The following is a 23,557-nucleotide window of genomic DNA, read 5'->3' as shown; positions in this document are numbered from 1 at the left end:
GGCCCTGCCTTCATGCGCGTACAACGGGAAGATCACTCGGGCGGGAAGCCTGTTCGAGCCACACGTTCCATGATCGGTTGAGATACGGCTTCTGAAACAGGAGCAGGCAGCCCAAGACGCCCGCCTGGCAGTCACTCCCGCACCATGATTCACACCAACTCCAGCAGCCCCGGCCGACCGCAAGTCCATACCGTTGCAAATGATCAGAATAAAGAGCTAAACGCCCTCTCGCCACAAGACAGGAACCAACCGCGCCGTGGCAGTGGATCCCCCACCCAGGCTCATCACCATGAACCCGACGATGTTGGATAGCGGCATGGTGAGACGCAAGGAGGAGAAGAAGAAGCGGCCCGTCTGGGGCATTCCGAAGGGGATCGTCCTGTCGGCGACGCGGGAGGGCTGGCGCACCAGCGTCATCACCATGGAAGGCGGAATGCTCTGCGGGCGCCTGGACATTCCGATCAACACCGAACCACAAGACGCACGAGCCGCGGCGGCAGTCATGGTGACGGAACTCGCGCGCGACTTCCACGACACCGACGTCGAGGTGCACTGGGATCCGCCCCCGGAGCCCTGGTCATGGACCGCCCAAGTCACCCTCGCCACTGGGAACGAACCTCCTTCGCCGGCCACCGAAGGTTAAACGTCAAGGTCAGAACTTGTTTTCCATCCGCCCTGGCCGTCCACGTGGGGTAGGTCCACCAGCTGACGAGGGTGGGACTGTCAGACGTGAGCGCTAGCGTGTGCGGCTATGGCTGACATCTTTGAACTCATGCTCACGCTGGACCTGCGCGACGAATTGTCGGAGGAGGAACTCGCCGAGCTCCAGTGGCACCTCGGGCTGGGCCCCCAGCCGAAGGTCCTCCGAATCGTGAGCGATTTTCCGTTTGTGGTGGAGGATGATCACGGGGAGCTCATCGTCGAGGACCATCCTGAGCCTCTTCTGGGCCACCACGGCGAGGCGTTCAAGGTGGACGGTGCACTTGTCTCGGTCCTGTTGCGCAAGCAGGACACCCGGCGTAATGCCTGGGCTCTGACCAGTCGGCAGGAGATCCACCCCGACGGCTTCGAGCGCACTGGCGAACTGCTCACTTGGCTTGCGAACAAGGCTGGCGATTTTCACCGATGGCCCGATGGCAGCGTCCACCTGGGATGGACCCGGTTCCATGAAGAGCGTCAGCCCGAGCCGCTGGTGGTGCGTGATGGCGTAGTCATCTGGCCGTCGTAGCTGGGTCTTTCTTTTGCCAGCTGGGGGTGGCGCCTTTCCGGGCGAGGCGTCTGGTCATCAGGGTGATGGCGGCTCAGGTGATCAGCATTTCGGAGTGCTGGATGAGCCGTTCGTAGTCCCTTGCGTGGCGGCGTGCATGCATCATCCACGCGAGGCTGCGTTCGACGACCCACCGGCGGGGCAGCACGACGAAACCTGAGGCGTCCTTGGGCCGACTGACCGGCTTGATCGTGAGGTTGAGGTGCTGATTCGCCCAGTCCACGAGCTTCCCGGCGTAGGCGGAGTCGGCCCAGAGGATGGTGATCTCGGGATGCATCAGGCGCAGGCGGAAGAGGACTTCCTCCGCGGCTGCGGCATCGTGCAGGTCAGAGGGGGCGACCATGACCCTGAGGGGCAGGCCGCGGGTGTCAACGATCAGGTGGCGCTTGCGGCCGTGGATTCTCTTGCCCGCGTCGTAGCTGCGGGTGGCTTGGGAGACGGTCTCGGCGGCTTCACGCTCTGGGAGTCGATCACGGTGGCCACCGCGCGGGGCCTTTGCCCATGTCGCGGCGGATCCGCCCCGCCAGGTGGTCCCGGATCTGCCCGATGATCCCGGCGGCGGCCCAGCGGGCCGTGAACCCCCAGACCGTGCGCCAGGGCGGGAAGTCCGCAGGCAGGGTCCTCCATTTGCATCCGGTGTCCACGACGCATCGATCGCGTCGACGATCTCACGGCGCGGGTGTTTCTCCGGCCGGCCACCTGTGCTGGTCTCGCAGGCCGGGGTGGGCAACAGCCCTTCGAGCAGGACCCATTCGGCGTTCGTGGTGTCCGAGGGGTAGCGGCGACTGCGCATGACGGTAGTCCCTCAGACGAGTGCGGCGGTCCCGCCCGCAGCTCATGAGCTGTTGATGAGGTCGAGGGTGGACTCGATGGAGTTGAGCTGGGTGACGATGTGCTTGATCCACTTGTCGCTGGGGTGGGCGGCGGCGTGCGGGGCGACGGTGCCGGTGATGAACCGGCAGAACTCGGCCAGCTCGCGGTGTCCCTGTAGGCCCTGCACTCCCGAAGCTGCCGCCAATTGACAAGTAGCTCTCAGTAACGATGCCACCGTTGCTGCGGTCATGCAGTCGTCGAGGTGTTACCGGTTGCTTCGGGGACGTATCCGCAAACCTGCGGGGCGCATTCGGCCTTGTGGTCTCTGCCCCATTGGGAGGTGTCTCGCTCGATGGAGCGGACGCGGTGGACGAGTCGCAGCTGGTTCTTCCGGGGCAAGGTCGAGGGCAACGCCGTGAAGGTCTCTGGGAGTACGGCGACCATGCCTCGGACCTGCTCTCCGTTGTTCATCTGCAGCAGCATGGTGCACTGCCACCAGTCGATCTCGCCGCCGCGGCCGTTCGGAATACCGGGCCAGTAGTAGTTCGCCGGATCCGGGAGCAGATAGTGGACGCCGTCGGGGGCGAGATGCGCCCGGAGCCACGCTCCGCTACCACTCAGGCCGAGCCGACGCCGTCGGGCCTCGTCGTTCAAGGCGCAGACCGTTTCGGTGTCGAGGGCCTTGAGAACGTTCGCTTCTGAGGGTAGCGGCTGTCGCCCGGCAGGGGCCTTGACGGGCCAGCGTCTGAGCAGAAGGCATACCCGTTGCCGCGGCGTCATCGGCGACGGGGCCCTGCGGGATTGTGGCAGCGGCGGGGGTGGCGTCCAGCTTCGGCCTGCCTGTTCGATGTGACGCAGCATCCATGCACGGGCGTCCGGGCCGGCGGTGTTCCACACCCAGCTCATCGGCCGTTCGGTCATCGCCTGATCGAAGCTCCCGATGGGCTGGCCCTGACGGGAGGGCCTCCTGTCACGTGGCCGTGCAACACCCGGAAGGTTGTGGCTCAAGTTGGCCAGGAACCTGATGCGGTCCAGAACCTCGTCATGGGAAGTGTCCTGCACCCCGCGCTGGGGCCTCCCGGCCAGATGCCGTATCTCGGTGAACGCCATGCCCGCCAAGAGCACGGCTATATCCCGGTCAAGCTCGGCCTCCTGACTCCTCATGCCGATCCACCCTCACTGCCGCCCTCAGGGCGGGTTGTGCGGGCCTGGGTATGCGACAAGGAAATGCGGCGGTGCGCGATGTCGACCTCCATGATCTTCACGCTGAGGGCGTCGCCGACCTCGATGACGTCTCCGGAGGATTCGTCCAGCTCGCTGGTGTGTACGAGCCCCTGGAAGCCGTCCTCTCGGTCTTCGATGCGGACGAAGACGCCGAATGGCACGATCTTGGTGACCGGCCCGATAGCCACCTGGCCGATCCGCTGCGCTACCTGCGGCCACGGGTCTTCCTGCACTGCTCGGAGCGACAGCGGCACCCGTTCCCGGACCATGTCGACGTCGAGGACCTCAGCTGTGACCTGCTGGCCGACGCTGACGACGTCGGACGGGTGGTCGAACGGGCGCCAGGACAGCTCCGGGATGTTGATCATCGCGGTGAAGCCGCCGATGTCCACGAAGGTGACGCCGAAGCTGGCGATGGCCGTCACTGTGCCGGTGACGACCTGGCCGCGCCGCAGAGTCTTCAGGAACGCCCAGTCCCGGTCGCTGGGCGTCGGCTCGGTCTGCCAGCGCGCACGGAGAACACCGTCACCGTCGGGCAGCACAGCGGTGAACAGTGGGAGATCTTCACCGGCATACATGGATACGAAGCCGGCAGCACGCGCGCCGGCGAGCCGGGAGGTCACTGCCTCGAACCGGGTCTCGCCCACGACCGCGCTCGTGATCTGCCCGTCCTCGTCCTCCCAGACGATCTCCACGAGGCCTTCGTCGGGCAGGGCGGCCACGGCCGTGTCGACATCGGTGAGCAGGTCCGGCCAGATCGCCAACTGTGCGCGTGGTGCCAGCTGGGAGCGCACGGTCTCGATGCTGTCGCGGGTCAGGCGGTGCCACCGGGAGGCGTTGACGGCGAAGACCTCCTCCAGGAACACCGCGCGGTGGGCACTGACGGTCCAGTGCAGGCGGGCCCAGAAGTCGGAGTCGGCCGGCCGCTGCACGTACGCGGGGTCGTCGGGGGCGAAGTCGTACGGCGAGGCGTCCACACGTTCCGGGAACAGGCCGAGCGCGCGGGTGCGGGCCAGTGCGGTTTCGCAGGGCAGGTTGCTGCCGATGTAGAGGTACTGGTCCCAGCCGACATGCACGGCGAACGCTCCCTCCGCCTCCAATCGGCACCAGGCACCCTTGTCGCGGAGCATGGACCGGACGAGCTCCAGGCCGACGGCGATCGGCACCACCGCACCGTCGTGGAACCCGGCGGGGCCAGCCGAGAACAGGTCGGCCAGGCCGTAGCCGTCGATCGGTGATTCCAGGCCGAAGTGCGCGAAGCCGCCGAGCTGCGGCTCACGGATGGCCAGCTGGTCGACGCCGGTGCCCCCGGCGAAGGCGGCGACGGCCCGCAGGTACGCGGCTTCGACTGGACCGTGGTCGCTGGTCGCTGGTCGCTGGTCGCTGGTCGCGGGCTCGGCGCCGGCGTAGCGGCCGTGCTGGTCGCGGTCGGAGGGGTCGTACTTGGTGACCCGGTAGACGTAGGGCAGCACGTCACTGCCCGCCGGAGGTCGACGGCGCCGTTGCGTTCTGATGGCGTTCAAGGACGCGGTAGATAGTGGCGCGGCTGACGGAGAAGAGCTCGGCCAGGTCGGAGATGGTGTGCTCGCCGGACTGGTGCTGCTGGACCAGGTGGCTCTGCTGGCGGGCGCTGAGCTTGGGCTGCTTTCCCTTGAGTTTGCCCTTTGCCCGCGCCACCGCCATGCCTTCGCGGGTGCGCATCCGCAGGAGGTCGACCTCGAACTCGGCGAAGGTGGCCAGGATGTTGAAGAACATCGTGCCCATCGGGTCGGCCGGGTCGTAGAGGGTGCCGCCGAGCGAGAGCTTGACGCCGCGGGCGGTGAGGGAGTCGCCGATGTCGCGGGCGTCGGGTACCGAGCGTGCAAGGCGGTCAAGCTTGGGGACGACCAGGGTGTCGCCGGCACGCACGGCCGCGAGGGCCTGGGCCAGGCCGGGCCGGTCGCGATTGGTTCCGGTCAGTCCGTGATCCAGGTATATCCGGCCCTCCGGCACGTCCAGGCTGAGCAGGATCTCGCGCTGTGCGGTGAGGTCCTGCTTGTCCAGACTGCATCGCGCATAGCCGACGCGTTCGCTCATGCCCGGAGCGTACGGTAAGCCCCCGCTCAGCGCACAGATCACCGGACACCCTAAATGAGACGCCGTCAGCGCAGGTCGATCTCTTCCGTCAGTCAAGATCATCATTATTCGTTGGAGGTTCCCCTTACGGACAGAGTCGAGCCCGACAAGATCTTCTCCGTGCGGAGAGCGCGTGAAGTGGACGAGCGCCGGTTTCGTGCGCCCGTACGCCGGTGAGGGACAGCCCGGCAGGCGGCACGCTGGTGGGCATGGCGACAGTGGCCGTCGGCCTCGCGGCGCTGGGGGGCCTGACCGGTTACCAGCGGGAAGCGGAGATGCTCCGGTCCGCGGTGTTACGGCCTCATTTTGAGGACGCGGTTCCGCTGGCGCGGGCCGCCGGCGAGGCTGGTGTTGCATGCCGGACCGCACAGCGGTGGGCTGCTGCCTACCGGGATCGGAGTCTTGCCGGCCTCGTCCGTACTCGGCGTTCGGACGCTGGGCACCGGCGTATCCCCGAAGAGCTTCGCCACCTGATTGAAGGGCTGGCGCTACGCCGTCCTGCACAACACATGACGTGGGTGCACACGCCTGTTGCCTGTTTCTGGCGTACTCCGGCTGCCCTCCTCTGTCTCCTGCCGACGCCCCGCCGGTCTCGTCTTCTGGACGAGCAGGGCGGTTCGTCGTCGGTCAGTCCCGGCGGGCGCCCTGGACGATCTGGTCGATGACGGCTGCGGCGCGCTCCGGGTCTTCCTTCAGCCACCTGCCGACGTGGTCCTGGACGGCTTGTCCGACACAGCGGCGCACTTCGGAGTTGCCGAGCACGCCGCGCATGGCGCCCTCGAACTCGGGGCGGTCCAGCTTCACCGACACGACCGCCGTCAGGCCGTCGCCGATCCGATCGGCGCCAAAGTCGGGGTCCATAGATGTCAGCAGCCCCTGTTCCCGCGCGTACGCGGTGACCGCGGCCGCCACCCCGTCGCGGAAGCCCACCGCGTGCGTACCGCCGACGGTGGGCCGGCTGGTCAGCAGGGTGATGTGGCCCGTTCACCATCGCCTGCGTGGTGCTGACGGTGGCATTCGGAGTGCATGAGGCGAAGGTTGTTCCGCTCGTCCGTGCCGCCGTCTCGCCGGTAGGTGAAGTGATGCTTGTGGAGCATCTTCTTCGAGGCCGCGAACCAGTTGATCCACTCACGTGGACTGTCCGGCTCGTACTCAGCCCCAGCGATCAGCGCCTGTTTGCAGAGAGGGCAGAGCCCTCTCTGCCGCACCGCCAGGGCAAGGCTGGTCTTGTCCATGGGCGGTGGCGCTTTCCTTCGGCGGCGGTTTCGCCAGTACTCGCCCGGGCTGGGGTCGTCTGGTGACGCCCTGTCTTTCACGAGTGAATGGCGGACGATCCTGTCCAGGCGAATTTGGGTAGGAAGGCTCCGCTGTCGCGGTCGCCGAATACTCAGTCTCGTCGGGACGGGTGGAACTGCCCGAAGTACCGCTCCATTACCCAGCACCCCGGCTTGTTGTGGTGGCGACGTCCGGCCCACTTCCAGGTCAGCCACCACACGTAGTGATTCAGCGACGTGAACGTCCCGCGGGACCATCCCCGCGTGCGCGGGGAGCAGTCAACGAGCTCGGCGCGGACGCGGAGCTCCACGGGACCATCCCCGCGTGTGCGGGAAGCAGTAGACCACGGTGTCGATCTGGTTCCGAATGGAGGGACCATCCCGCAAGAAAGCGATGAAGGTGCCGCGCTGTGCTCCCCGCCCGCGCGGGTGCCGGCCTTGGCCTGGTCCTCAACGCCGTCGTCCTGTGGAACGCCCGCTGCCTGGACGCCGCCGTCGTCCAGCTCCGCGCCGAGGGCCACGCCGTCAAGGACGGCGACGTCGCCCGCCTCTCCCCGCTCAAGGACCGGCACATCAACTTTCTGGGCCGTTACCTGTTCAACATCAGGGCCAGCAGCCCCGGCCAGGGCCTGCAAGCCCTCCGGTACCCGGACGCCGTCGAGGACGACGATGACGAAGACTGAACCGGCACGCCGGTCCGAGGCCTGCTGCGTACGGCTGAAGCGTGGCTGTGACCAGCCCGAGCCCGCCCCTGACGATGGGGACGGGCGAGGGAGATGTACGCCGGTGCGGGCAGTGCGGCAGGCCGCTCCGGGCCGGAGCGGGCCCAGGCGCGTTTCTGCGGCCGGGCGTGCAAGGCCACTGCGCAATTCGCCTACAGGTCGAGCTGATACTCGTGGGCCGTGTGCGTCGGCAGGTATCCGAGCTCGTCGTTGACGCGCCGCATGTACGGGTTGTTGTCGGCGGTGTCGGTCAGCAGGCCGCCGAGGCGGGGGTGGCGTTCACGGGCCTGGAGGATCGAGGCGGCCTTCATCCTGCGGGCGAGGCCGCGGCCGCGATGCCGGGGCAGCACTGCCGTGCCGTAGTGCTGGGCGTCGCCCGTCCCGCTGCCGGGGATGACGAGTTCGGTGAAGCCGGCGATGGTGCCGTCCGACCGGTCGACGGCCGCCACGGTGTGCAGGATCTCCCCGCGTGCGGCGATGGCCGAGGCCGCCGCTCGTACCCGGTCGAGGTCCCAGATGACCGTGCCGTAGTCGACAGTGCCCATCGGCATGTCGTCCATGGCGCGGCGCGATGCCACGAAGGTGTCGGCGAGATCGTCGGGCACGATTCCCTCCCACGCCACCAGCCGGTAATCGGCGTGCGGATTCTCCGCGAGGAGGGTGAGCGCGGGGAGGTCCACATCGGCCAGCGGCAGCCGGGCGTAGGTCAGGGCCAGCGCGGCGCGGAAGCCGGTGGCGACGAGGAAGTCTGCGCCGGGAGAGCCGGCCTCGGCTTGGGAGACGACGGTACGTCGGCCGTCGTCGCGGGCGGCGGCGAGGGCCGCGGCGAGCAGGAGGGAGCCCGCCCGCCGACGGCGTTCGGCCGGGTGGACCTGAACGTCCAGTTCGGCGAGGTGGCGCTGGCCCTCCTTGGTGAACAGGCGCAGGAAGGCGGACCCGACGGGGCGGCCGTCAGGGCCGGAGGCCAACCAGGCCAGGCGACGGCCGGCGGACGTCTCCTCGGGGTCGGTCAGGGCGGTGATGCGCACGGACAAGCTGTCTCCATTTATGGGAAGGACGTAAGGGGGGTGAGACTCGTGCTGCTCCAGGCCGCTACTGGGCCCAGGGCAGGACGCGGGTGCCTTCGGTGCCGGGGACGGAGGCCACGCCGTCCGAGCGCATGGCGACGTGGGCCTCGGCCGCCTGCGGGGCGTGGACGTGGCGGAGCACGTCCGGCGGGAGGACGAAGGTCTGCCCGGCCGTGATCTTCTCGCTGCGGCCGTCGCAGGTGACTTCGAGGACGCCGGCGGTCACCGTCCAGACCTGTTCGCGGCTGATGAGGTGCTCGGGGCCGGTCTGCCCGGCCTCCATCGCGACGGTCCAGGTGCTGAGTTCCGTGCTGCCACGGCTGGGAGCGGCCAGACCGGTCATGCGGGCGTTCGGGGACTCGGTGACGTTCTCGGCGTCGGGGCTGATCACGTGCATGGCGGAGGTCTCCTCGGCTTCTTCGGCGGGCGCGGTCTGGATGGTCGGGGTGGCCCATTCGACGAGCTGGACGACGACTCCGTTGGGGTCGGTCAGCTGGAACAGCCGCTCGCCCCAGGGCTCTTCGCGCAGCGGCATCGTGATCGGGGCGCCTTCACCGCGCAAGCGGGCTTCCTCCGCCGCGAGGTCGGTGACCGTGAGGGCGAGGATCAACCCGGCCGCGTGCTGGTCGCGCTGGTCGGCCGGGAGGACCTCGGCGCCCCGGCGGAGCAGCACGATGTCCACGGCGGCGTCGGCTCGGGTCAGGGACGCGAAGCCGTCGGCGGCCATGGCGACCTGGTAGCCGAGGTGGGTGCAGAGGAACTCGCGGGAGGCGTCCACGTCGGCAACGGTCAGGGAGAGGGTGGAGGTGGTGACGTTCACGGCGGCTCCTCGGCAGGGGTGGGCGCGGGCGGGTCGGGCGGTGAAGCGCGGGCGAGAGTGCTGAGCGGTGCTGCTCAGGCGGCGGCCTTCGTGTAGGTGAGGACGAGGTTGCCGCCCTCGAACACGCGGCTGTCCGTGAGCCGGAAGGTGCGCGGCGAGAAGTCGGCGCGGAAGAGCGGGATGCCGGCGCCGGCCACGATCGGGTACTGCTTGACGATCAGCTCGTCGATCTCGGGGAGCAGTTGGCCGGCCAGGTCGGCGCCGCCGCAGAGCCAGATCCCGAGCCCGTCCTCCTGCTTGAGCTTGCGGACCAGGGCGACCGGGTCCTCCGCAGTGACCTCGACCGCCGGGTCCGGGCTGGTGGTGAGCGAGCGGGAGAGCACGATCTGCCGCAGGTGGGCGTAGGGGCTGGTGAGGCCGGAGGGCAGCCCCGCGCCGTAGGTGGTGCGCCCCATGAGAACGGTGTCGAACCGGGTGTTGGGCGCGTCCGCGACGCCGAGGGCGGCGCGGGCCGGGGTCGGGAGGGCCTCCGTGTACGCGTCGATCAGGTACGGGACGAAGTCCTCGGTGAGGCACGTGTCGAAGAAGTCGAAGCCGCCGTCGGGAGCGGCGATGAAGCCGTCGAGGGTGGCGCCGACGTAGTAGGTGAGCTTGCGCATCCGGATCCGTTCAGCCAGGCGAAGTTTGCGACCGACGTAACTTTCACATGGATCTTTGGATCGGTCAAGCCTAATTTTGCTACGAGTGTAAGATTCTTCCATGGGTATCGAACTGGGGCTCCGTGAGTCCAAGAAGCAGGAGACCAGGCAGCTGATCTCCGACTGCGCGACCAGGCTCTTCATCGAGCAGGGCTTCGAGCAGACCACGATCGCCGAGATCGCCGCCGCGGCCCGCGTGGCCAAGAAGACGGTGACCAACTACTTCCCCCGCAAGGAAGACCTGGCCCTCGACCACCACGAGGCGTTCACCCAGGGCCTGGCCTCGGCCGTCGCCGGGCGCGAGCCCGGCGAAGAGCCGCTCACCGCCGTGGGACGGACGTTCCGCGCCGCTCTGCTGGAACACAGCCCCGTCGTCGGCTTCACCGGCCCCGCGTTCGCCCGCATGGTCACCGACAGCCCCACCCTTACCACCCGGCTGCGCGAACTGCACGACCAGCGAGAGGAGGCACTCGCGACGGCCCTGGCCGCCGTCACCCCGCATCCCGTCCCCGCCATCGCGCCCCGGGCCGCGGCCGCCCTGATCGCCGCAGCGGACCGTCTGCTGTTCCGGCGCATTCAGGAACTCACCCTGGCCGGCCACTCCGACGACGAGATCGAGGCCACCCTGATCCCGGAGGCCGACCACCTCCGCACCCTCCTCGCCGCCGCCCTCGGCAACCACCCCACCGCCACGGCCTCGTGACCTCGCCGCACGTCCGGGCTCGCACGACGGTGGACAACCCGCCTGGTTGCAGTTCTACGTTTACGTCGAGGACGCCGTAACCCTCGGCGCACCCCACCAAGGAGCATGGAGTGCGGAGTTCTGCGGCATCGCGGACAACACCCAGCAGTGCAAGGACATGGCCGCGACGTCCGACTTCACGGCCTGGTTGCGCAAAACCGGCGCTGCACAAGCAGAGGGCGGCATCGACTGGACGGCGATCGGATCCGAAGCAGACATCGCAGTCCTGCCGGGCAGCTCAACCCCGCCCGGCGTCGGCATCCAACACCTCGTGCTCTACCGCGAGGAAGCCGGCATCGACCACAGCGAGCTGCGCGTGCTGACCAGGGGCAGGCACCCGATGACGTACTCCAATGACGCCGGCTCCACCTGGACAAAAACCGGCAGGGGAGCCGCCCCGCTGCGCGCCGCCTTCCATGCTCTGTACTTCCACTCCCGCTGGTAACCCCCGGGCTGCGCCGCTGGCGCTACGCCCGCGCCACCCTGCCCGCACTCGCCGACTCCTCGAGGCCTCGAAGCTCGCGCTGCATCTGCTCCAGTCGGCCTTGGCGCACGTCAGTACTCTGCTGCTTCAGCAGGTTCTCGCCGATCCGGTCCGGGCGTGGAAACTCTCGGACGAGGACCGGCGTGGGCTGACGGCGCTGTTCTGGTCGAACATCAACCCGTACGGCACCTTCCGCCTGGAGATGGACAAACGGCTCGACCTCGGGGTGGCTCACCGTGCCTCACCCCCGGCCGGCGCCGGCAGGGGCAGGTGTCATCAGCTCCCCCGGCTGACGCGGAAGCTCGTGACATGGCGTGGTCGTCGTTTCTTGCGTCGGAGCTGCCAAGTGCCGGTGGCTTCTCGCCAGCCACATGTGCGAGGGGCCCCCAGGTCGTGGGAGCCCCTCACTCACCTTTGGGCGGCATTCATCTTGAAGGCGTGAGCGGCTCTACGTGCCGGAGCTCGCCACGCCACTCGCGTCGACGGTGAACTGTCCGTTCGCGGCGCCGTTGAAGGTGCCGTTCTTGATCCACTCGATCAGTGCCGCCTTGAGCGTGGCATGGGGTCCGGCCCAGGGTTCGCCGGGGCGCCCGCCGTAAGGCGTCCCCGAGTCCGGCGTGCAGCGCGGCCCGGAGCAGCCTTCGAAGATCTGAGCGTGGCTTGCGCATTGCACCTGCACCAGCAGCTTGTTCGTCATCGACGCCGGGAGGGCGTTGTAGATGCGGGCGCGTTGGCCGGCGGCGCGACCGTGTCGTCCTGACCGTGGATGACCAGCGCGGGTGTGGTCAACTGCCCCGCGACGGTCGTGTTCCAGCCGTAGCTGGAGAGCACCGGCGAGCGGATGAGTCCTGTGGGGTTGCCGGGGTCGTCCCTTCCCCAGTTGCGCCCCACGGAATCCTGTTCCATGTTCTGTGTCCAGGACTGCTCCTGGCTGCCGGGGATGACATGGCCGGTGCAGGCAGCCTCGCGCTCCGGCGACATCCGCCATACCCCGGCGTTTCCGGCGGCGTCGGTCAGGCGCAGCGGGAATGTGGCGAAGCCGGTCGGCGGCGGTGTCTCCTCGGTCGGGAATCCGAAGGCCGACGACAGGAACACGACGCGGTTGACCTTCGCGACGGCGTCGGCGTGCCTGTGCAGCGTGCGTGCGACGCTCTGCCCGCCGAGCGAGTAGCCGATCAGGGCGACCTTGCCGTCCGTCGGCTTCGCGCGTGCGATGGCGTCGTCGATGACCTGGCGATGTCCCGTACGAAGGTGTCGATGCGTGCGAAGCGGACGTTGCTCGAGTGCGCGCGCCGCTCCCCGCCCAGGGGATTGGTCAGGAGCAACGTCCCCTGCTGATCGAGCGGGAACAAGGACGGGGGCATGAGTGCGGTCGCATCCCTCGGGGTAGGGGCAGGAGCCGTCCGGAAGGTAGGGCCTGAGGCTCGCGTTGCCGGGATCGTTCAGGCCGTCGTCGAACCGTGTGGAGCGGCCGTAGCCGAGCAGGCTCGGGGTGAAGGTGTCGATTCCCGCCCGCGCGAGCGCCTTCTGCGCGCTGAGCTCGCCGCCGCCGCTGGCGGGGTGCCGCAGATCGAACGTGGGCGATCCGGGCTGCGCCCCGCCGTGGATCAGCACCGCGGCCCGGGTGGGCACCGAGCGGCACTTGCCGTTCGCGTACACCGGCCGGACCCGGTGCACCTGGAGCCTGGCCTGGCGCCCGTCGAACCGCGGGTCCGGCATCAGCCCGGACGGCACCCTGAAGTGCAGCCAGTGATCCCTGAGGCGACGCCGGTCGGTACCTCGTCGCAGGGCCTGGGCGACGATACGAGGCGGCCGGCAGCAGCGACTGATTCGCCAGAGCCGACGGCGCCCATGATCAGGCAGAGAGACAGCACGAGCCACCGCTTCCGGGACCCGGCCCCGCGGAGTCCCCTGGCCGGCCATGACCGTCGCCGGTTCCGCGACTTCGGTCTCCGGTTCGCGTACCGGTCCGTCGGGAGCGCGTGAGTCTCTGGTCTGGCGTGCATGGCATCTCCTGCCTGGGCCTCTTGCGCATCGGAGGTACGGCCGCCCTCGGGCCGTGCCCGCCTGTCGTCCAGGGTGGGCCGTCAGCAGCATCCTTCGGTGGGTCGTGGCGCCCTGCCAGGCAGGGTCGGCCGATCGGACGCAGACCCGCACATGCCGCCTCCGCGCTTGCAGGGCAACAAGCTGGGGTCGCAGGAGCATGGCCGGGCCGGACCGGGGGTCTCCATCCGATCGATCCGCTCGCTTGCTCGGCCGCGGGGAACATCGATACAGCCGTTGGCGCTGAGACGATCACGGTCGGCCAGGACTTGTCCGGCCGATCACGCCGTAGAGGTGTGGTTTCCGCCTTGATCTGCCGGGCAGTCCTATTCGCTCGCGTACGCGCGCAGGAAGGTGTCCACTGCCGCTTCCGCCGTGCCGCGCAGCTCGGCGGCCAGGACGCGGCGCGTGCCCAGCCGGGAGCGGGACTCCAGGGGGCCGGTGAGCAGGGCGAAGAAGTGCTCGGCGGCCTGCTCCGGGTCGCATGGGCGCAGGCGGCCGGCCAGTGAGAGGCGGGCGAGCCGGTCGGCGAGTGCCGCGCTGGGGCGGTGCGCGGTGCGCTCCTGCACGATCTCGACCAGGTCGGGGAGCTGTGCCACTTGTGCGTAGGTCAGCCGGCGCAGCGCGTGGGCTCGTTCGCCGCAGCAGACCCGCGCCAGCCGGTGCGCCAGGTCCGTCAGCGCAGCCCGCGGATCTTCGTCCGGCGCCCGATCGCGAAGGTGCTCGATCGCCGTGAGGTTCTCCGCCATGAGGGCGTCAGCCGCGGCCTCGACGGTATGGCGGAACAGGGTCTCCTTGTCGTTGAGATGGCTGTAGACGGTCGGCTTGGCGACCCCTGCCTCCTCTGCGATCTCCTGAACGCACGCTTGCGCGTATCCGCGCCGCGCGAAGACGGCGAACGCAGCGTTCAGGATCGCGTTCCGCTTGTCGGCGCGCCCGCGCGGGACAGCCTTGGGTCTGCTTGACGCCGCTGAACTCATGCGTTCATTCTAGTGAACTACCCGACGGGAAGTTTTTCTGAACCAGTGAGTTCAATCAAGGAAGTGGAAACCCGTGATCGTTCACATGCTGCGGTTCGCCTTCAAGGACGGGACGACCGAGGAGCAGAAGGCCGGTGTGCTCACTCTGATGCGGCGCACGGCGTCCGTCGAATCGGTCTCCTTCGCAACGGTTGGGCAGAGCCTGGCCGACCCGGCCGATGGCTTCACGCACGCCTACTGCGTGGGCATCAAGGACCTGGCGGCCCTGGAGCGGTACATGTACGACCCGGTCCACCTGGCGGGAGACCCCGAGATCATTCCGCACCTGGCCAGGATCGCCATCGGCCCTGACCTCTCCGACGACATGGACCCGGCGCTGGCCGACGAGATCATGGCGATGCACGAGAAGAAGGCCGCCCGGTATCCGCAGTGGGCAGCGCAGCTCGAACCGCTCCTCACCCTCGCCTGAGTCCGTCGGGCCATGTGACTGCCTCGTGCCTGGACGCTGCTCCGGGCATGCGCGGCGATCTCAATGTTGCGGAGGGAACGGCTGCGGCCGTTCCTGCCTGTGAGCAACAGGGGTTGTGGCCGGTGGCGGGACCGTCAGGTTCTGGGCCGCGCGCCGCATCGTCGACCGACCACATGCGGCCGGACATATCGATGACCGGGTGCGGGCGCCGCTGGCTGCGGTGAGCCGGGCGCCGGGTGTGCCGAGTGGCTGACGGGCGGCCGTCAATGCCCCCAGTTGAACAGCAGGTCACTCAGCACACCGGGACGCCAGTAACGGATCTGGGCGAGCTCCGCTTGCGCCAGCCGGTGCCCCGCGACACGATCGAATACGGCGACATGGAGCCGTGGTTCGCGTGGGTGGACGATCTGGTGTCCCAAGAGATCGCCGCACGCGCCCGGAGCGACCGCCGCTGACCGCCGCCAGGCTGCGGCGACCGAGGTCGCCGCCCCGCGCCGGGCCCCTGGAAGGCCTCCCGGAGGGCTTCGGGCTCATCGACGATGCGTCCTGAGCAATCTCAGGAGTAGAGCAGGACCCGCTTGCGGAGGAGCTCGAAGCCTGCGCGGCCGAACATCTGGCGCTTCAGCATCTTGATCCGGTTGACGTGGCCCTCGACAACTCCGGAGTTCCACGGCTGGAAGAGTCCGGCAGTGACTGCGTCGAGGTCGCGCTCCAGATGCCGGGCAAATCGCTGGAGGCTGGGCAGGTCGGCGGTGGTCGCGGCCTTGATCCACGTCGGCAGTTGGTGGCCTTGCAGCTGAGTGAGCATGTGGGCGAAGGAGTGCACGTGCCCGGCGAGTGCGTCCAGTTCAGGGCAGTTCGCCAGTACAGCCTTGAGCTGGAGCCGGTCGCCCTCGGCCAGGGCCTCGGGGTGGGTAAGGATCCAGCGGGTAACGGCGCGGGCGGACGGCGGCCGGGGGCCGACCGGCTGGGGTCTGCCACGTAGATGCCGGCTGACGTAGGCGCGAACGTTGCCGTAGCCATCCGGGTAGCCCTGTTCTTTGATCTCCTCCCACAGCTTCCAGGAGTTGGTGGAGCCCTCCTGCCATCGCTGGTCGAGGTAGGGCTTGTAGGTATCGAGCTTGGTGGGGCGGCTCTGGCACTGGCCGGTGAACAGCTGCTCCGGCTCTGCAGCATGGGCAAAGCGGAGGACCGTGCTGAAGCCCATGCCGACCTGACGGGCGATGGACCACTTGCTGTGGCCGGCGGCCAGGAGCGCGTGGACGGTTGCATGCTTGGCGAGGGTCCGCTCAGCGAACCGGTGCCCTGTCTGTCGGCGTACTCGTCAAAGTACTCAGCCAGGTACACGGAAACGTGCCCAGCGGCCGGCGGGCCGGGGAACCGAAATCAAGGTCCGGCCACCCAGGCTCAAGGGATGATGACGACCTTGCCTCGGGTCCTGCCGGCTTCGCTGAGGCGGTGGACATCCGCGAGGTCGGCCAGTGGACGTGACTCGCTGATGTCGATGCTGAGCGTGGCCGCGTCGACGAGTTCCACGAGCGCCGCAAGATGTGCGACATCGTTGCGGGCGACCATGTGCATCGCGCTCACCCCGGTGTCGGCGGACGGCTCGATCGGGGTGGCGATCGACACGATCCTCCCGCCCGGCCGCACCAGAGGCGCCAGAGCCGCGGCGTCCTGCGGATTCAGCGGGACCAGATTGACCAGGGTGTCCACCGGAACGTCGAGCGCGGCGCCCACCGGACCGGCGGTGTAGTCGATCACTTGGTCCGCTCCCTGCCGCAGGACCGCCCCGGTGCTCCGGGGACTGGCCGTGGCGATCACCTCAGCCCCCGCGTGCTTGGCAAGCTGCGTCACGAAGCCTCCGACGCCGCCACCCGCACCGTTGACCAGCACCCGCTGACCCGCGGCTACCTTCCCGTGCTCGAACACCGCCTGCCAGGCCGTCAGACCGGCCACGGGAAGGGCCGCAGCATGCGCAAGGGGGACGGACGCCGGCGCAGCGACGAGCACGGCGGCGGGCGCGCGGACGTACTCGGCAGCCGCACCCCCGCTGTCGAGCCGCCCGATGACCCGGTCGCCGACAGCGAAGCCCTCCACCCGCGCGCCGATCTCGGCCACGGTGCCGGCGACGTCCCAGCCGAACGTGTAGGGCAGGTCCACGGGGATGAACGCCTGCAGCAGTCCGGCGCGCAACGCGGCCTCGGTGGGATTGAACGAGGTCGCGGCGACACGAACGAGCACTTCGCCGAAGGCGGTTCGTGGACGCGGAACATCGTCGTAGCGCATCACGGAGGCATCGCCGTACTCGTGGATACGCGCGGTCTTCATCATCGTCATGCCGCGAATCTACGACCGTAGATGAAGACGATCCATGCGTCAGACTGCCCACTTCATGCGTGTGCGTCTCGCACCCGTACTCTCAGGGCATGGATGTGCTCAGCGACGTAGTCGCGGTGACGCGGACCGGCCGCCCCCGGTCGGCATATGTGCGGTGGCATGCCCCGTGGGGACAGGAGTTCGCCTCCGTACCGGGGTCGGCGGGCTTCCAGGTGATCCTTCAGGGTTCCTGCTGGCTACTGACCCCGGACGCGGAGCCCGTCCAACTAGGCACGGGCGACGTGGTGTTCCTGCCCCACGGCAGCGGGCACACCCTGGCCAACAGCCCCGAAACCCTGCTGACAGCCCCTGCTTGCGGCCGCGGCGACCACGAGTTGTACGACGCCTACGCCTCGGACAGCGTCGACCGGAGCGGAGACGGCGGTCCGGTCACCGTAGTGCTCTGCGGGGCCTACCAGCTCGACCCGTCCCGCACACACCCGCTGCTGCTGACCCTCCCGGATCTGATCCACTTGCCGGCACAGTCGGACGGCCATCCTGAACTGCGCTCAGCCGTAGCACTCCTGGCCGCCGAGCTGGAGACACCGCGCCTGGGCACGGACGCGGCCGTCCCCGCACTCCTGGACACACTCCTGCTGTACATCCTGCGCATCTGGTTCAAACAACAGCCCGCCCGAGGGGACACCACAGGGTGGGCCGCCGCACTGAACGACCCACCCGTCACCGCTGCCCTCCATGCCATCCACCGAGACCCGTCAGCACCGTGGACGGTGGCGAAACTCGCTGCGGAAGCCGGGCTCTCCCGGGCACCGTTCGCCAGACGCTTCGCCATGCTGATCGGCCAACCGCCTCTCGGCTACCTGACCTGGTGGCGGATGACCACGGCAGCGCGCCTGCTACGGGCATCGGACGCACCGTTGAGATCCATCGCCGCCCAGGTGGGCTACACATCCGAGTTCGCCTTCGCCAACGCGTTCAAACGCGCGCACGGGACCGCACCCGGCGCTTACCGGCGGAAGAGTTGATCCGGAGTGTCAAACCTGAGCACGTTCAGTCGTACGCGGCCGGGCACATTCAGGTGTACGCCGACACCCTGTCGGCCACGGCGACGACGCGGGCGGATTTGACGCCTGCCGGGGCTCCTCCGGAGGCGCCGGTGCCGGTCGCAGGCAGGCACAATACCTGGAAGGTCGGTCCATCGCCGCCCTGGCCCGCGAACACGGCGTCAGCCGCGGCACCATCCGCACGGCCGTCGCCGACCTCTGCCTGAGCACATCGCCGGCCACGAGGACGCCCCGGCCCCGGGGGCTGCGGTCACCCTCGACATGCCGGTCAAGGTCGCCGACTTCCTGCGCACGGCCGAACTGGAGCCCGCCGCGCGGGCCGCGCTCGACCAGGGCGTGGCCGTCCGGCCCGGCCAGGGCTACACATTGCGCGTCAGCGCCGCGCCCCCGGTCTACCGCCAACTGCTCGCCCTCTGCGAGGTCCTCGACGGCACCCCGGGCACCTCGGCGATCCCGGCACAGCGCAAGGCCCGCCGCGAGTACGCAAACCGCGTCAACACCCTCGGCGAGTGACTAAAACCGCCGTTGCCGCAGCTCAGGGGCTGCTCCGTTGTTTATCGGCGAGTACTACCGGGACTCCCTCAGGTACCCCCTCGCCTCCCCCACTCGGGGGAGGCGGCCAGGACCACCGGAGGACGCGATACCGCGAGCGGCGGGGTGAGTATGGCGGTGCTGGAACTCCCAGGTGAAAGCAAGACCGCGATGCCGACTTTTCACGACCACCAGGCGGGATGGATCGCGGTGAAATCGGCCTGTGGCTGATTCAAAAACGGGAAGGAAAAAGGAACATGCTTCGACTCTCTCGCCGGACGGTCAGCACCGCTCTGGTCTCCGTGCTCACCGTGGCCGGGGTGGCTTTCGCGCAGGGCCCCGCCGTGGCCGCGCCGGAAGAGGTCAGTGTCTACACGACCGACGGCGACCCCGGCGGCATGTCCAACTGGAACGGGGACAAGAACTCCAGCAGCTCAGCCGAAGTCTGGAACGCGTGCGATCACGACAGGGACGGCTATCGGGCGGTGACGTTCATCACCTACTCGGGGACCACGTGGGAGATCCAGGACGCCGACGGCGACAACGGCAACTGTGCGCTCACCGATGACGTCAACTTCCCCGAAGGGGCGACGGTGAAGGTGACGGCGTGTCTGCGTAACGGCGCCAATGGGACGCCGAAATTCTGCGCCTCGACGCAGGGACGCGCCTGACCCAGAAACGAGAAAGGCTCGCCGGGATTTCGGCGAGCCTTTTCTGTTGCCGATTTTCAGAGCTTTTCCGTTACGGACGGGGTACAGACCCGCGTCGGACACAGCGTCACCCCAAGCACGCCGAGCCCGGTCAGGTAATCCACCGACTCCACGACGTCGGTCACCGCCTCGCCGTCGGTCAGGAACGGCGGCTCGAACATCAGGTAGACCTTGGGATCGATCCCCACAGCGGACATCACCGCAAGGGCCCGCTCGAACGACCGCCAGGAGATACGGGCGTTCACCAGCGTCGAGCGCACCAGCATGTCCGCGGACTGCAACCCGATACCCATCTCCAACCGCACCCCGTCCAGCGCCTGCACGAACGGAGCCAGCACCGGCTCCAGGAGGACGAGCTTGAGCGCCGGACCCTTGCAGTGCCGCACCGGCACGTGACGAAGCGCCTCGCCCGGGAGGGCCGCGACCCGGCGTACGTCATCAACGGGCCGATCGTGCGGAACCTGCGGGCGCTGCGCGGTGAGCTGGAGCTCGCCGCGCAGCGCCCGAGCACGATCGGCCTGTACGAGGCGATATCCGAGCTGCCGGTGCGCCAGGTGATCGTGATGCGGTTCTTGATGGGGTACTCCTCCACGCAGGTCGCCCCGTTCATGTACATCGACGACCGCACCGTGAACTGCCACTGCCACCGGGCAAGGAACCACCTGGGCAGGAAGCTGGGCCTGCCCACATGCCGCGTTGCGCCGCCTCGCCGACGCCCCCGGTCGCGGAACCAAGGGGGAGTTCGACGAGGATGGCGCAGCCGTCTTCGCCTGCCTGCCACATGGCCCTGCCCGGAGCCGTCAGGCACAGTGCCGGGCCGATGATGGGCAGCTGGGCAGGCGGTGGCGACGTCGTGGGTCTCCCAGGACCGGCCCATCGGTCACCGCGCCGTCGCCCTCACGTCCGCCGGCTGACGCTCGGACCTTGCCGGTGCGTCGCCGGAAGGCTCTGGAGCCCGGGCGGGAAGGGCAAAGGCCCCCGCCCGGGCTCCGGGCACTGCCAGCCGTGGGCCCGGGCGGGACGTGCTTTGTCGAGCCGATCGAAGCTTTCGTAGGGAGGCGCGGACGATGCGAGTCCGCTGCTTCATACTCTGTGCCGGCTGATGACATGGGCTTCGTGGGAAGAGCACTGGCCGCCCCCGGAGCGAGGGCGGCCGCGCGGCTTGATCACTTCCTATGGGCCACCGTCACGCCGACGGCTTGACGGTGCCTGTGAGCATCCAATGGTCGCTGAGCCCTTCGGGCCAGGGTGCGGGGTTGTAGTTCAGGTCATAGCGCCACGAGCCGTCGTAGATGACGCGCCCGCTCTTGAGGTCCCAGCCGTAGTCGCTGAAGAAGATGTAGTCGATTTTGTCGCCGAGCCAGCTCGTGCACTGCCGGGGGCCCGAAGTGTTGCACTTCCGGGCGGTGTCGGCTTCGAAGTGGTCGGTGTACAGGGGCTTGATCTCGTCGTCGCCCGGCGAGAGGTTGAGGTCCCCGCCGATGATGGTGCGCAGGCCACGTCGCTGCCAGCTGAGCGACCAGTCGTGGAAGTCCTGTGCTGCGACGGCGCGATAGCGGCCGGTGGGGTCGGCGTCGTCACTGGAGTTGGGGAAATGGCTGGTGCACGCGACCAGCGCGTTGCCGCGGTCCTCGATGCACGCCGCCCCCTGGGTGGCTGGCCGCGAGTCGGCCTTCTTGAAGGTGATGTCGAAGGGACGCAGGTCGCTTCCTGGGAGCTTCTTCAGGGCGATCGCCACGCCGGTGAATCGCTGCTCCTTCGGGGATGTCTTGTCGGCGGCGCAGCCCAGGAGCTGCCCGGTGTTCATGTTGGGTGCCTTGCGGTGATGGACCACCCACTCGCCGGGCAGGGATTCGCGCAGCAAGTTGGCGTGCATGACGCATGCCTCTTGCACCATGATCACCGCTATGCGGTTGTCCCTTTTGGCATGGCTGACGATTTCGTCCGTCTTCCGCTTCGGTTTCTCGTCATTGGGACAGCGTGCGATCGCACCGCAGATGTTCCACGTCAGCACCCTGACCTCAGGCGGCAGGGGTAAGTCTTCCACTTCCGTTCGAGCTGCTTGCGGGCCCGTGCTCTCGGCATTCGCGAAACCTGGTGATGTGACCGCCAGGAGCGCCGCCAGCAACAATGCCAAGACCGTCCAGCGTTGCTTTCGCACCTGTGTTCCCCCTCTATGGCCTCGGCGTCCAATCCGAAGCCGTTGCTGGCAGCAGTTTTGGGGGGGGTCCATCAATGTCGTGCAAGCGTGAGGGCTGTCCGGGGCTGTCCCGGACAAGACCAGCGTATGTCCGGGCTGGTGGCGGTCCTGCCTCGCAGAGGTTGAAGGCGAGCTGGGCGAGCACCTCCTGGTCGAACAGGCCGGTGGGGAACTCGCGGTTGATGTCGTCGTAATGGATCAGGGCCCCGGCGTTGATCTCACGGAGCGTCCCGCCGAAGACCGGGCGGCCGGCGATGGTGGCCGGGGCGACGGCGGCGCCCCAGGCGGAGCCGAGGCGGGCCAGAGAGATGGCGATCGGGTCAGGGCGCATCCCGGCCCGATGCCAGCTGCGCGGGCGGCGTCGGCGTCGCGCCAGTACCGCCCGGCATCCAGCTGGCCGGCCTTTCCGCGGTAGTCGTTCAGGGCCGGGCCGAACCGGACGATCGGGGTGGGCACCCTGGCTGTGTCGTAGTCGCCGGTGGGCAGCCGGTCCAGCGCCGCGAGCGCGGCCCGGCACGTGGCGGTGTCGAGGAAGTCGGGGACGCGGACGGCCGCGAGGGTGCCGGCCGCGAGGTTCGCCAGGTGCCGGTCGGTGAAGGACGCGCTGTCCACGGCGGTGAACAGCGGGTCGAGTGCCGTGGTGCGGGGCATGTCGCCTCCGTAAGGATGCATGAGCCTACCGTGACGGTACGGTGTACCGTACGCTGACTCGCATGCCGAGGCAATCCACTTCCCTGGATCACGCGACTCCCCAACGGATCGCTGAGCGAGCCCTGCTGATCGTGAATCAGGACGGGCCCACCGCACTCAGCTTCCGCACCCTCGCCGCCGCGCTGAACATCTCCGTCGCCTCCCTCCAGCGCCGATGCACAGACCTGGCCGGACTGCTCGACCTGGTAACCGACCACCTCGCCGGCCGCCTGCCGGAAATCGAGACCGGCACCGACTGGGCGAGCGCCACCGAGCAGCGGTTCACCGCGCTGTACGAGCTGCTGACGGCCCATCCGGGCCTGGTCGCCCTGCGCGGCGACCGGCCCTGGCTCGGCCCACAGCTGCTGAAACGCCTGGTGGAACCGCAGCTCGCCGACTCCCTGACCGCCGGCATGACGCCACAGGAGGCGATCGTCACCTACCGGCGGATGTACCTGCTCACGCTCGGCGGCGCGAGCTTCGTCAACCACCGCGACCCCAAGGCCGCCCAGGCCACCACCCGGCGGGCACTGGCCGCGCTCGACCCGCAGGAATTCCCGGTGCTGACCGGGCAGCTCGGCACCGTCCTGCCCGCCGTCGTCGACCACGAGGTCTACCTAGGCGCGCTCCGCCAGCTCATCCGCGCCGCCGACCCGCCCCGAGCAGCCGTAGCGCCTGGACAGGCGGCCGAGAGGAAGTAGACGGCGAGAGCAGCACCCTCGCCACGGTGCCCCAGTCCGCTCCCGCCGACTGGGGCACCCCCATTTCCCACCCCCGCCCCCGTCGACGGTCTGCAGAAGAACATCCTCGACGTCGTCCGCTGACAAGGCATCCGCCAGGCCGCGGCCCAGCGGCAGCACTCCGGAACAGCCTGGCGGACGCCGCGGCGAGGGCGACCATGATGCGGTGCAAGTTGATCCCGGCCCTGGAGATGACGCCGCCCGGATATCGGGGCGCCAGGCTGGCCGGGCGAAGGCAGGCCACGCGTGCCCGGGCCGCCAGCCGACTCCGTGTTCGGCGATGGAGAGATCTGGCCCGGTGCCGTTGCGAGCCGGGCCATGACGGCATTCTCCTCCAGCCACCAGCGCGACCTGCGGGGCTCCTGGTGCCCCCTTTGAGGACAGGGCCCAGGTCTAGGACGCCGCGCGGCGGAGGTAGCACGCCAGGCTCTTGGTGAGTCGGGCGGCAGCGGCGAGCGCAGCGCGCCCTTGAAGCTTCCCCTTGATCGTGGGCACCTGGAGACTGGGATCTTGAGGTTCCAGAGGAAGTAGCACCAGGTGGGAAGCAAGTACACGAAGCGGTAC

Annotated in this window: 27 protein-coding genes and 3 pseudogenes; 12 read left to right on the top strand and 18 right to left on the bottom strand. The window is 68.7% G+C overall.

The window, feature by feature from the left end:
- The first annotated feature begins 289 nt into the window (after positions 1-289).
- Together ABT342_RS35640 and ABT342_RS35635 are read left to right on the top strand one after the other, a co-directional pair.
- Positions 290-643, top strand: a complete 354-nt coding sequence (locus tag ABT342_RS35640) for a hypothetical protein (RefSeq protein WP_351582913.1) — start codon at positions 290-292, stop codon at positions 641-643.
- A gap of 108 nt (positions 644-751) precedes the next feature.
- On the top strand, positions 752-1,228 hold the full coding sequence (locus ABT342_RS35635) for a hypothetical protein (protein WP_351582910.1): 477 nt from the start codon (positions 752-754) through the stop codon (positions 1,226-1,228).
- Here ABT342_RS35635 and ABT342_RS35630 read toward each other — a convergent pair.
- The 7 genes and pseudogenes from ABT342_RS35630 to ABT342_RS35595 all read right to left on the bottom strand — a co-directional run.
- Positions 1,224-2,060, bottom strand: a pseudogene (locus ABT342_RS35630) (IS5 family transposase); the annotation flags it as partial. The gene ABT342_RS35635 and the pseudogene ABT342_RS35630 overlap by 5 nt on opposite strands.
- Positions 2,061-2,102: 42 nt before the next feature.
- Positions 2,103-2,243 (bottom strand): annotated as a pseudogene (locus tag ABT342_RS35625) (RacP protein); the annotation flags it as partial.
- An 83-nt stretch (positions 2,244-2,326) separates the two neighbouring features.
- Positions 2,327-3,244 carry a hypothetical protein gene (locus ABT342_RS35620; RefSeq protein ID WP_351582907.1) on the bottom strand — a complete coding sequence of 306 codons (918 nt, stop codon included), beginning with the start codon at positions 3,242-3,244 and terminating at the stop codon, positions 2,327-2,329.
- Positions 3,241-4,776 (bottom strand): S1 RNA-binding domain-containing protein, encoded by a 1,536-nt coding sequence (locus ABT342_RS35615; RefSeq protein ID WP_351582904.1) that lies wholly within the window; start codon positions 4,774-4,776, stop codon positions 3,241-3,243. The genes ABT342_RS35620 and ABT342_RS35615 overlap by 4 nt, the downstream gene beginning before the upstream one ends.
- A 1-nt stretch (position 4,777) precedes the next feature.
- Positions 4,778-5,380, bottom strand: a complete 603-nt coding sequence (locus ABT342_RS35610; protein ID WP_351582901.1) for a recombinase family protein — start codon at positions 5,378-5,380, stop codon at positions 4,778-4,780.
- A 666-nt stretch (positions 5,381-6,046) separates the two neighbouring features.
- Positions 6,047-6,385, bottom strand: coding sequence for a TopoII/MutL transducer domain-containing protein (locus ABT342_RS35600; RefSeq protein WP_351582916.1), 339 nt, complete (start codon positions 6,383-6,385; stop codon positions 6,047-6,049).
- Positions 6,382-6,654 carry an HNH endonuclease gene (locus ABT342_RS35595; RefSeq protein ID WP_351582895.1) on the bottom strand — a complete coding sequence of 91 codons (273 nt, stop codon included), beginning with the start codon at positions 6,652-6,654 and terminating at the stop codon, positions 6,382-6,384. Before ABT342_RS35595 ends, ABT342_RS35600 begins: the two co-directional genes overlap by 4 nt.
- A gap of 476 nt (positions 6,655-7,130) precedes the next feature.
- Here ABT342_RS35595 and ABT342_RS35590 point away from each other — a divergent pair.
- A pseudogene (locus ABT342_RS35590) lies at positions 7,131-7,376 on the top strand (Tn3 family transposase); the annotation flags it as partial.
- A 191-nt stretch (positions 7,377-7,567) separates the two neighbouring features.
- On the opposite strand, the gene ABT342_RS35585 reads toward ABT342_RS35590, so the two are convergent.
- The 3 genes from ABT342_RS35585 to ABT342_RS35575 all read right to left on the bottom strand — a co-directional run bounded on the left by ABT342_RS35585 (position 7,568) and on the right by ABT342_RS35575 (position 9,961).
- Complete coding sequence (locus tag ABT342_RS35585; protein ID WP_351582892.1) at positions 7,568-8,449, bottom strand: GNAT family N-acetyltransferase; 882 nt, start codon at positions 8,447-8,449, stop codon at positions 7,568-7,570.
- A 58-nt stretch (positions 8,450-8,507) separates the two neighbouring features.
- Entirely contained in the window at positions 8,508-9,302 is a 795-nt protein-coding gene (locus ABT342_RS35580) for a VOC family protein (RefSeq protein ID WP_351582889.1), read from the bottom strand.
- Positions 9,303-9,376: 74 nt separating this feature from the next.
- Entirely contained in the window at positions 9,377-9,961 is a 585-nt protein-coding gene (locus ABT342_RS35575) for a dihydrofolate reductase family protein (RefSeq protein WP_351582886.1), read from the bottom strand.
- Positions 9,962-10,061: 100 nt separating this feature from the next.
- Between ABT342_RS35575 and ABT342_RS35570 the strand changes: the two genes are divergently transcribed.
- The 3 genes from ABT342_RS35570 to ABT342_RS35560 are packed head-to-tail and all read left to right on the top strand — an operon-like array spanning position 10,062 to position 11,668.
- Positions 10,062-10,703: a TetR/AcrR family transcriptional regulator gene (locus ABT342_RS35570; RefSeq protein WP_351582882.1), complete on the top strand. Its 642-nt coding sequence runs from the start codon at positions 10,062-10,064 to the stop codon at positions 10,701-10,703.
- A 46-nt stretch (positions 10,704-10,749) separates the two neighbouring features.
- Entirely contained in the window at positions 10,750-11,187 is a 438-nt protein-coding gene (locus ABT342_RS35565) for a hypothetical protein (RefSeq protein ID WP_351582880.1), read from the top strand.
- Positions 11,096-11,668 carry a Tn3 family transposase gene (locus ABT342_RS35560; RefSeq protein ID WP_351582878.1) on the top strand — a complete coding sequence of 191 codons (573 nt, stop codon included), beginning with the start codon at positions 11,096-11,098 and terminating at the stop codon, positions 11,666-11,668. Before ABT342_RS35565 ends, ABT342_RS35560 begins: the two co-directional genes overlap by 92 nt.
- Positions 11,669-11,674: 6 nt before the next feature.
- Here the strand turns inward: ABT342_RS35560 and ABT342_RS35555 are convergent, their stop codons facing one another.
- The 3 genes from ABT342_RS35555 to ABT342_RS35545 form a co-directional block, all read right to left on the bottom strand.
- On the bottom strand, positions 11,675-11,923 hold the full coding sequence (locus ABT342_RS35555) for a hypothetical protein (RefSeq protein WP_351582875.1): 249 nt from the start codon (positions 11,921-11,923) through the stop codon (positions 11,675-11,677).
- Positions 11,920-12,945 (bottom strand): alpha/beta fold hydrolase, encoded by a 1,026-nt coding sequence (locus tag ABT342_RS35550; protein WP_351582873.1) that lies wholly within the window; start codon positions 12,943-12,945, stop codon positions 11,920-11,922. The genes ABT342_RS35555 and ABT342_RS35550 overlap by 4 nt, the downstream gene beginning before the upstream one ends.
- 650 nt (positions 12,946-13,595) lie before the next feature.
- On the bottom strand, positions 13,596-14,249 hold the full coding sequence (locus tag ABT342_RS35545; RefSeq protein ID WP_351582872.1) for a TetR/AcrR family transcriptional regulator: 654 nt from the start codon (positions 14,247-14,249) through the stop codon (positions 13,596-13,598).
- 73 nt (positions 14,250-14,322) lie between these two features.
- Between ABT342_RS35545 and ABT342_RS35540 the strand changes: the two genes are divergently transcribed.
- Entirely contained in the window at positions 14,323-14,718 is a 396-nt protein-coding gene (locus ABT342_RS35540) for a Dabb family protein (RefSeq protein ID WP_351582870.1), read from the top strand.
- Positions 14,719-14,984: 266 nt separating this feature from the next.
- Positions 14,985-15,173 carry a hypothetical protein gene (locus ABT342_RS35535; RefSeq protein ID WP_351582867.1) on the top strand — a complete coding sequence of 63 codons (189 nt, stop codon included), beginning with the start codon at positions 14,985-14,987 and terminating at the stop codon, positions 15,171-15,173.
- Positions 15,174-15,274: 101 nt separating this feature from the next.
- Here ABT342_RS35535 and ABT342_RS35530 read toward each other — a convergent pair whose 3' ends face one another.
- Both ABT342_RS35530 and ABT342_RS35525 read right to left on the bottom strand, forming a co-directional pair.
- Positions 15,275-15,925 carry a transposase gene (locus ABT342_RS35530; protein ID WP_351582864.1) on the bottom strand — a complete coding sequence of 217 codons (651 nt, stop codon included), beginning with the start codon at positions 15,923-15,925 and terminating at the stop codon, positions 15,275-15,277.
- A 200-nt stretch (positions 15,926-16,125) separates the two neighbouring features.
- The gene (locus tag ABT342_RS35525; protein WP_351582860.1) at positions 16,126-17,058 is read right to left on the bottom strand and encodes an NADP-dependent oxidoreductase; all 933 of its coding nucleotides are present in this window, start codon (positions 17,056-17,058) and stop codon (positions 16,126-16,128) included.
- 89 nt (positions 17,059-17,147) lie between these two features.
- Between ABT342_RS35525 and ABT342_RS35520 the strand changes: the two genes are divergently transcribed.
- From ABT342_RS35520 to ABT342_RS35510, 3 genes are all read left to right on the top strand, one after another.
- A complete protein-coding gene (locus ABT342_RS35520; protein ID WP_351582857.1) occupies positions 17,148-18,083 on the top strand; it encodes an AraC family transcriptional regulator in 936 nt (311 codons plus the stop codon).
- Between the two features lie 300 nt (positions 18,084-18,383).
- Complete coding sequence (locus tag ABT342_RS35515) at positions 18,384-18,635, top strand: hypothetical protein (protein WP_351582854.1); 252 nt, start codon at positions 18,384-18,386, stop codon at positions 18,633-18,635.
- Positions 18,636-18,910: 275 nt separating this feature from the next.
- Complete coding sequence (locus ABT342_RS35510; protein WP_351582851.1) at positions 18,911-19,324, top strand: hypothetical protein; 414 nt, start codon at positions 18,911-18,913, stop codon at positions 19,322-19,324.
- A gap of 56 nt (positions 19,325-19,380) precedes the next feature.
- On the opposite strand, the gene ABT342_RS35505 is transcribed toward ABT342_RS35510, so the two are convergent.
- The 3 genes from ABT342_RS35505 to ABT342_RS35495 form a co-directional block, all read right to left on the bottom strand.
- Positions 19,381-20,010, bottom strand: a complete 630-nt coding sequence (locus tag ABT342_RS35505; RefSeq protein ID WP_351582848.1) for a hypothetical protein — start codon at positions 20,008-20,010, stop codon at positions 19,381-19,383.
- 539 nt (positions 20,011-20,549) lie between these two features.
- Positions 20,550-21,524, bottom strand: coding sequence for an endonuclease/exonuclease/phosphatase family protein (locus tag ABT342_RS35500; protein WP_351582845.1), 975 nt, complete (start codon positions 21,522-21,524; stop codon positions 20,550-20,552).
- Positions 21,525-21,761: 237 nt separating this feature from the next.
- On the bottom strand, positions 21,762-22,235 hold the full coding sequence (locus ABT342_RS35495; protein ID WP_351582842.1) for a hypothetical protein: 474 nt from the start codon (positions 22,233-22,235) through the stop codon (positions 21,762-21,764).
- 41 nt (positions 22,236-22,276) lie between these two features.
- Here ABT342_RS35495 and ABT342_RS35490 point away from each other — a divergent pair, with 41 nt between their 5' ends.
- Positions 22,277-22,954 (top strand): TetR/AcrR family transcriptional regulator, encoded by a 678-nt coding sequence (locus ABT342_RS35490; protein WP_351582839.1) that lies wholly within the window; start codon positions 22,277-22,279, stop codon positions 22,952-22,954.
- Positions 22,955-23,557: the final 603 nt, after the last annotated feature.

This window comes from Streptomyces sp. NPDC000410, from assembly GCF_040300305.1.
Lineage (GTDB): Bacteria > Actinomycetota > Actinomycetes > Streptomycetales > Streptomycetaceae > Streptomyces.
The sequence above is the reverse complement of the archived record's forward strand: the minus strand, read 5'-3'. Positions and strand labels throughout refer to the sequence as shown.

Bases quoted from the DNA above. Each gene is read 5' to 3' on its own strand.
- ABT342_RS35560 (WP_351582878.1), top strand. From the start codon at position 11,096: ATGACGCCGGCTCCACCTGGACAAAAACCGGCAGGGGAGCCGCCCCGC.
- ABT342_RS35610 (WP_351582901.1), bottom strand. From the start codon at position 5,380: ATGAGCGAACGCGTCGGCTATGCGCGATGCAGTCTGGACAAGCAGGAC.
- ABT342_RS35620 (WP_351582907.1), bottom strand. From the start codon at position 3,244: ATGAGGAGTCAGGAGGCCGAGCTTGACCGGGATATAGCCGTGCTCTTG.
- ABT342_RS35525 (WP_351582860.1), bottom strand. From the start codon at position 17,058: ATGACGATGATGAAGACCGCGCGTATCCACGAGTACGGCGATGCCTCC.
- ABT342_RS35535 (WP_351582867.1), top strand. From the start codon at position 14,985: ATGCCCCCAGTTGAACAGCAGGTCACTCAGCACACCGGGACGCCAGTA.
- ABT342_RS35490 (WP_351582839.1), top strand. From the start codon at position 22,277: ATGCCGAGGCAATCCACTTCCCTGGATCACGCGACTCCCCAACGGATC.
- ABT342_RS35595 (WP_351582895.1), bottom strand. From the start codon at position 6,654: ATGGACAAGACCAGCCTTGCCCTGGCGGTGCGGCAGAGAGGGCTCTGC.
- ABT342_RS35510 (WP_351582851.1), top strand. From the start codon at position 18,911: ATGCTTCGACTCTCTCGCCGGACGGTCAGCACCGCTCTGGTCTCCGTG.
- ABT342_RS35495 (WP_351582842.1), bottom strand. From the start codon at position 22,235: ATGCATCCTTACGGAGGCGACATGCCCCGCACCACGGCACTCGACCCG.
- ABT342_RS35530 (WP_351582864.1), bottom strand. From the start codon at position 15,925: ATGGGCTTCAGCACGGTCCTCCGCTTTGCCCATGCTGCAGAGCCGGAG.
- ABT342_RS35570 (WP_351582882.1), top strand. From the start codon at position 10,062: ATGGGTATCGAACTGGGGCTCCGTGAGTCCAAGAAGCAGGAGACCAGG.
- ABT342_RS35555 (WP_351582875.1), bottom strand. From the start codon at position 11,923: ATGACGAACAAGCTGCTGGTGCAGGTGCAATGCGCAAGCCACGCTCAG.
- ABT342_RS35635 (WP_351582910.1), top strand. From the start codon at position 752: ATGGCTGACATCTTTGAACTCATGCTCACGCTGGACCTGCGCGACGAA.
- ABT342_RS35640 (WP_351582913.1), top strand. From the start codon at position 290: ATGAACCCGACGATGTTGGATAGCGGCATGGTGAGACGCAAGGAGGAG.
- ABT342_RS35575 (WP_351582886.1), bottom strand. From the start codon at position 9,961: ATGCGCAAGCTCACCTACTACGTCGGCGCCACCCTCGACGGCTTCATC.
- ABT342_RS35550 (WP_351582873.1), bottom strand. From the start codon at position 12,945: ATGCCGGACCCGCGGTTCGACGGGCGCCAGGCCAGGCTCCAGGTGCAC.
- ABT342_RS35545 (WP_351582872.1), bottom strand. From the start codon at position 14,249: ATGAGTTCAGCGGCGTCAAGCAGACCCAAGGCTGTCCCGCGCGGGCGC.
- ABT342_RS35520 (WP_351582857.1), top strand. From the start codon at position 17,148: ATGGATGTGCTCAGCGACGTAGTCGCGGTGACGCGGACCGGCCGCCCC.
- ABT342_RS35515 (WP_351582854.1), top strand. From the start codon at position 18,384: ATGCCGGTCAAGGTCGCCGACTTCCTGCGCACGGCCGAACTGGAGCCC.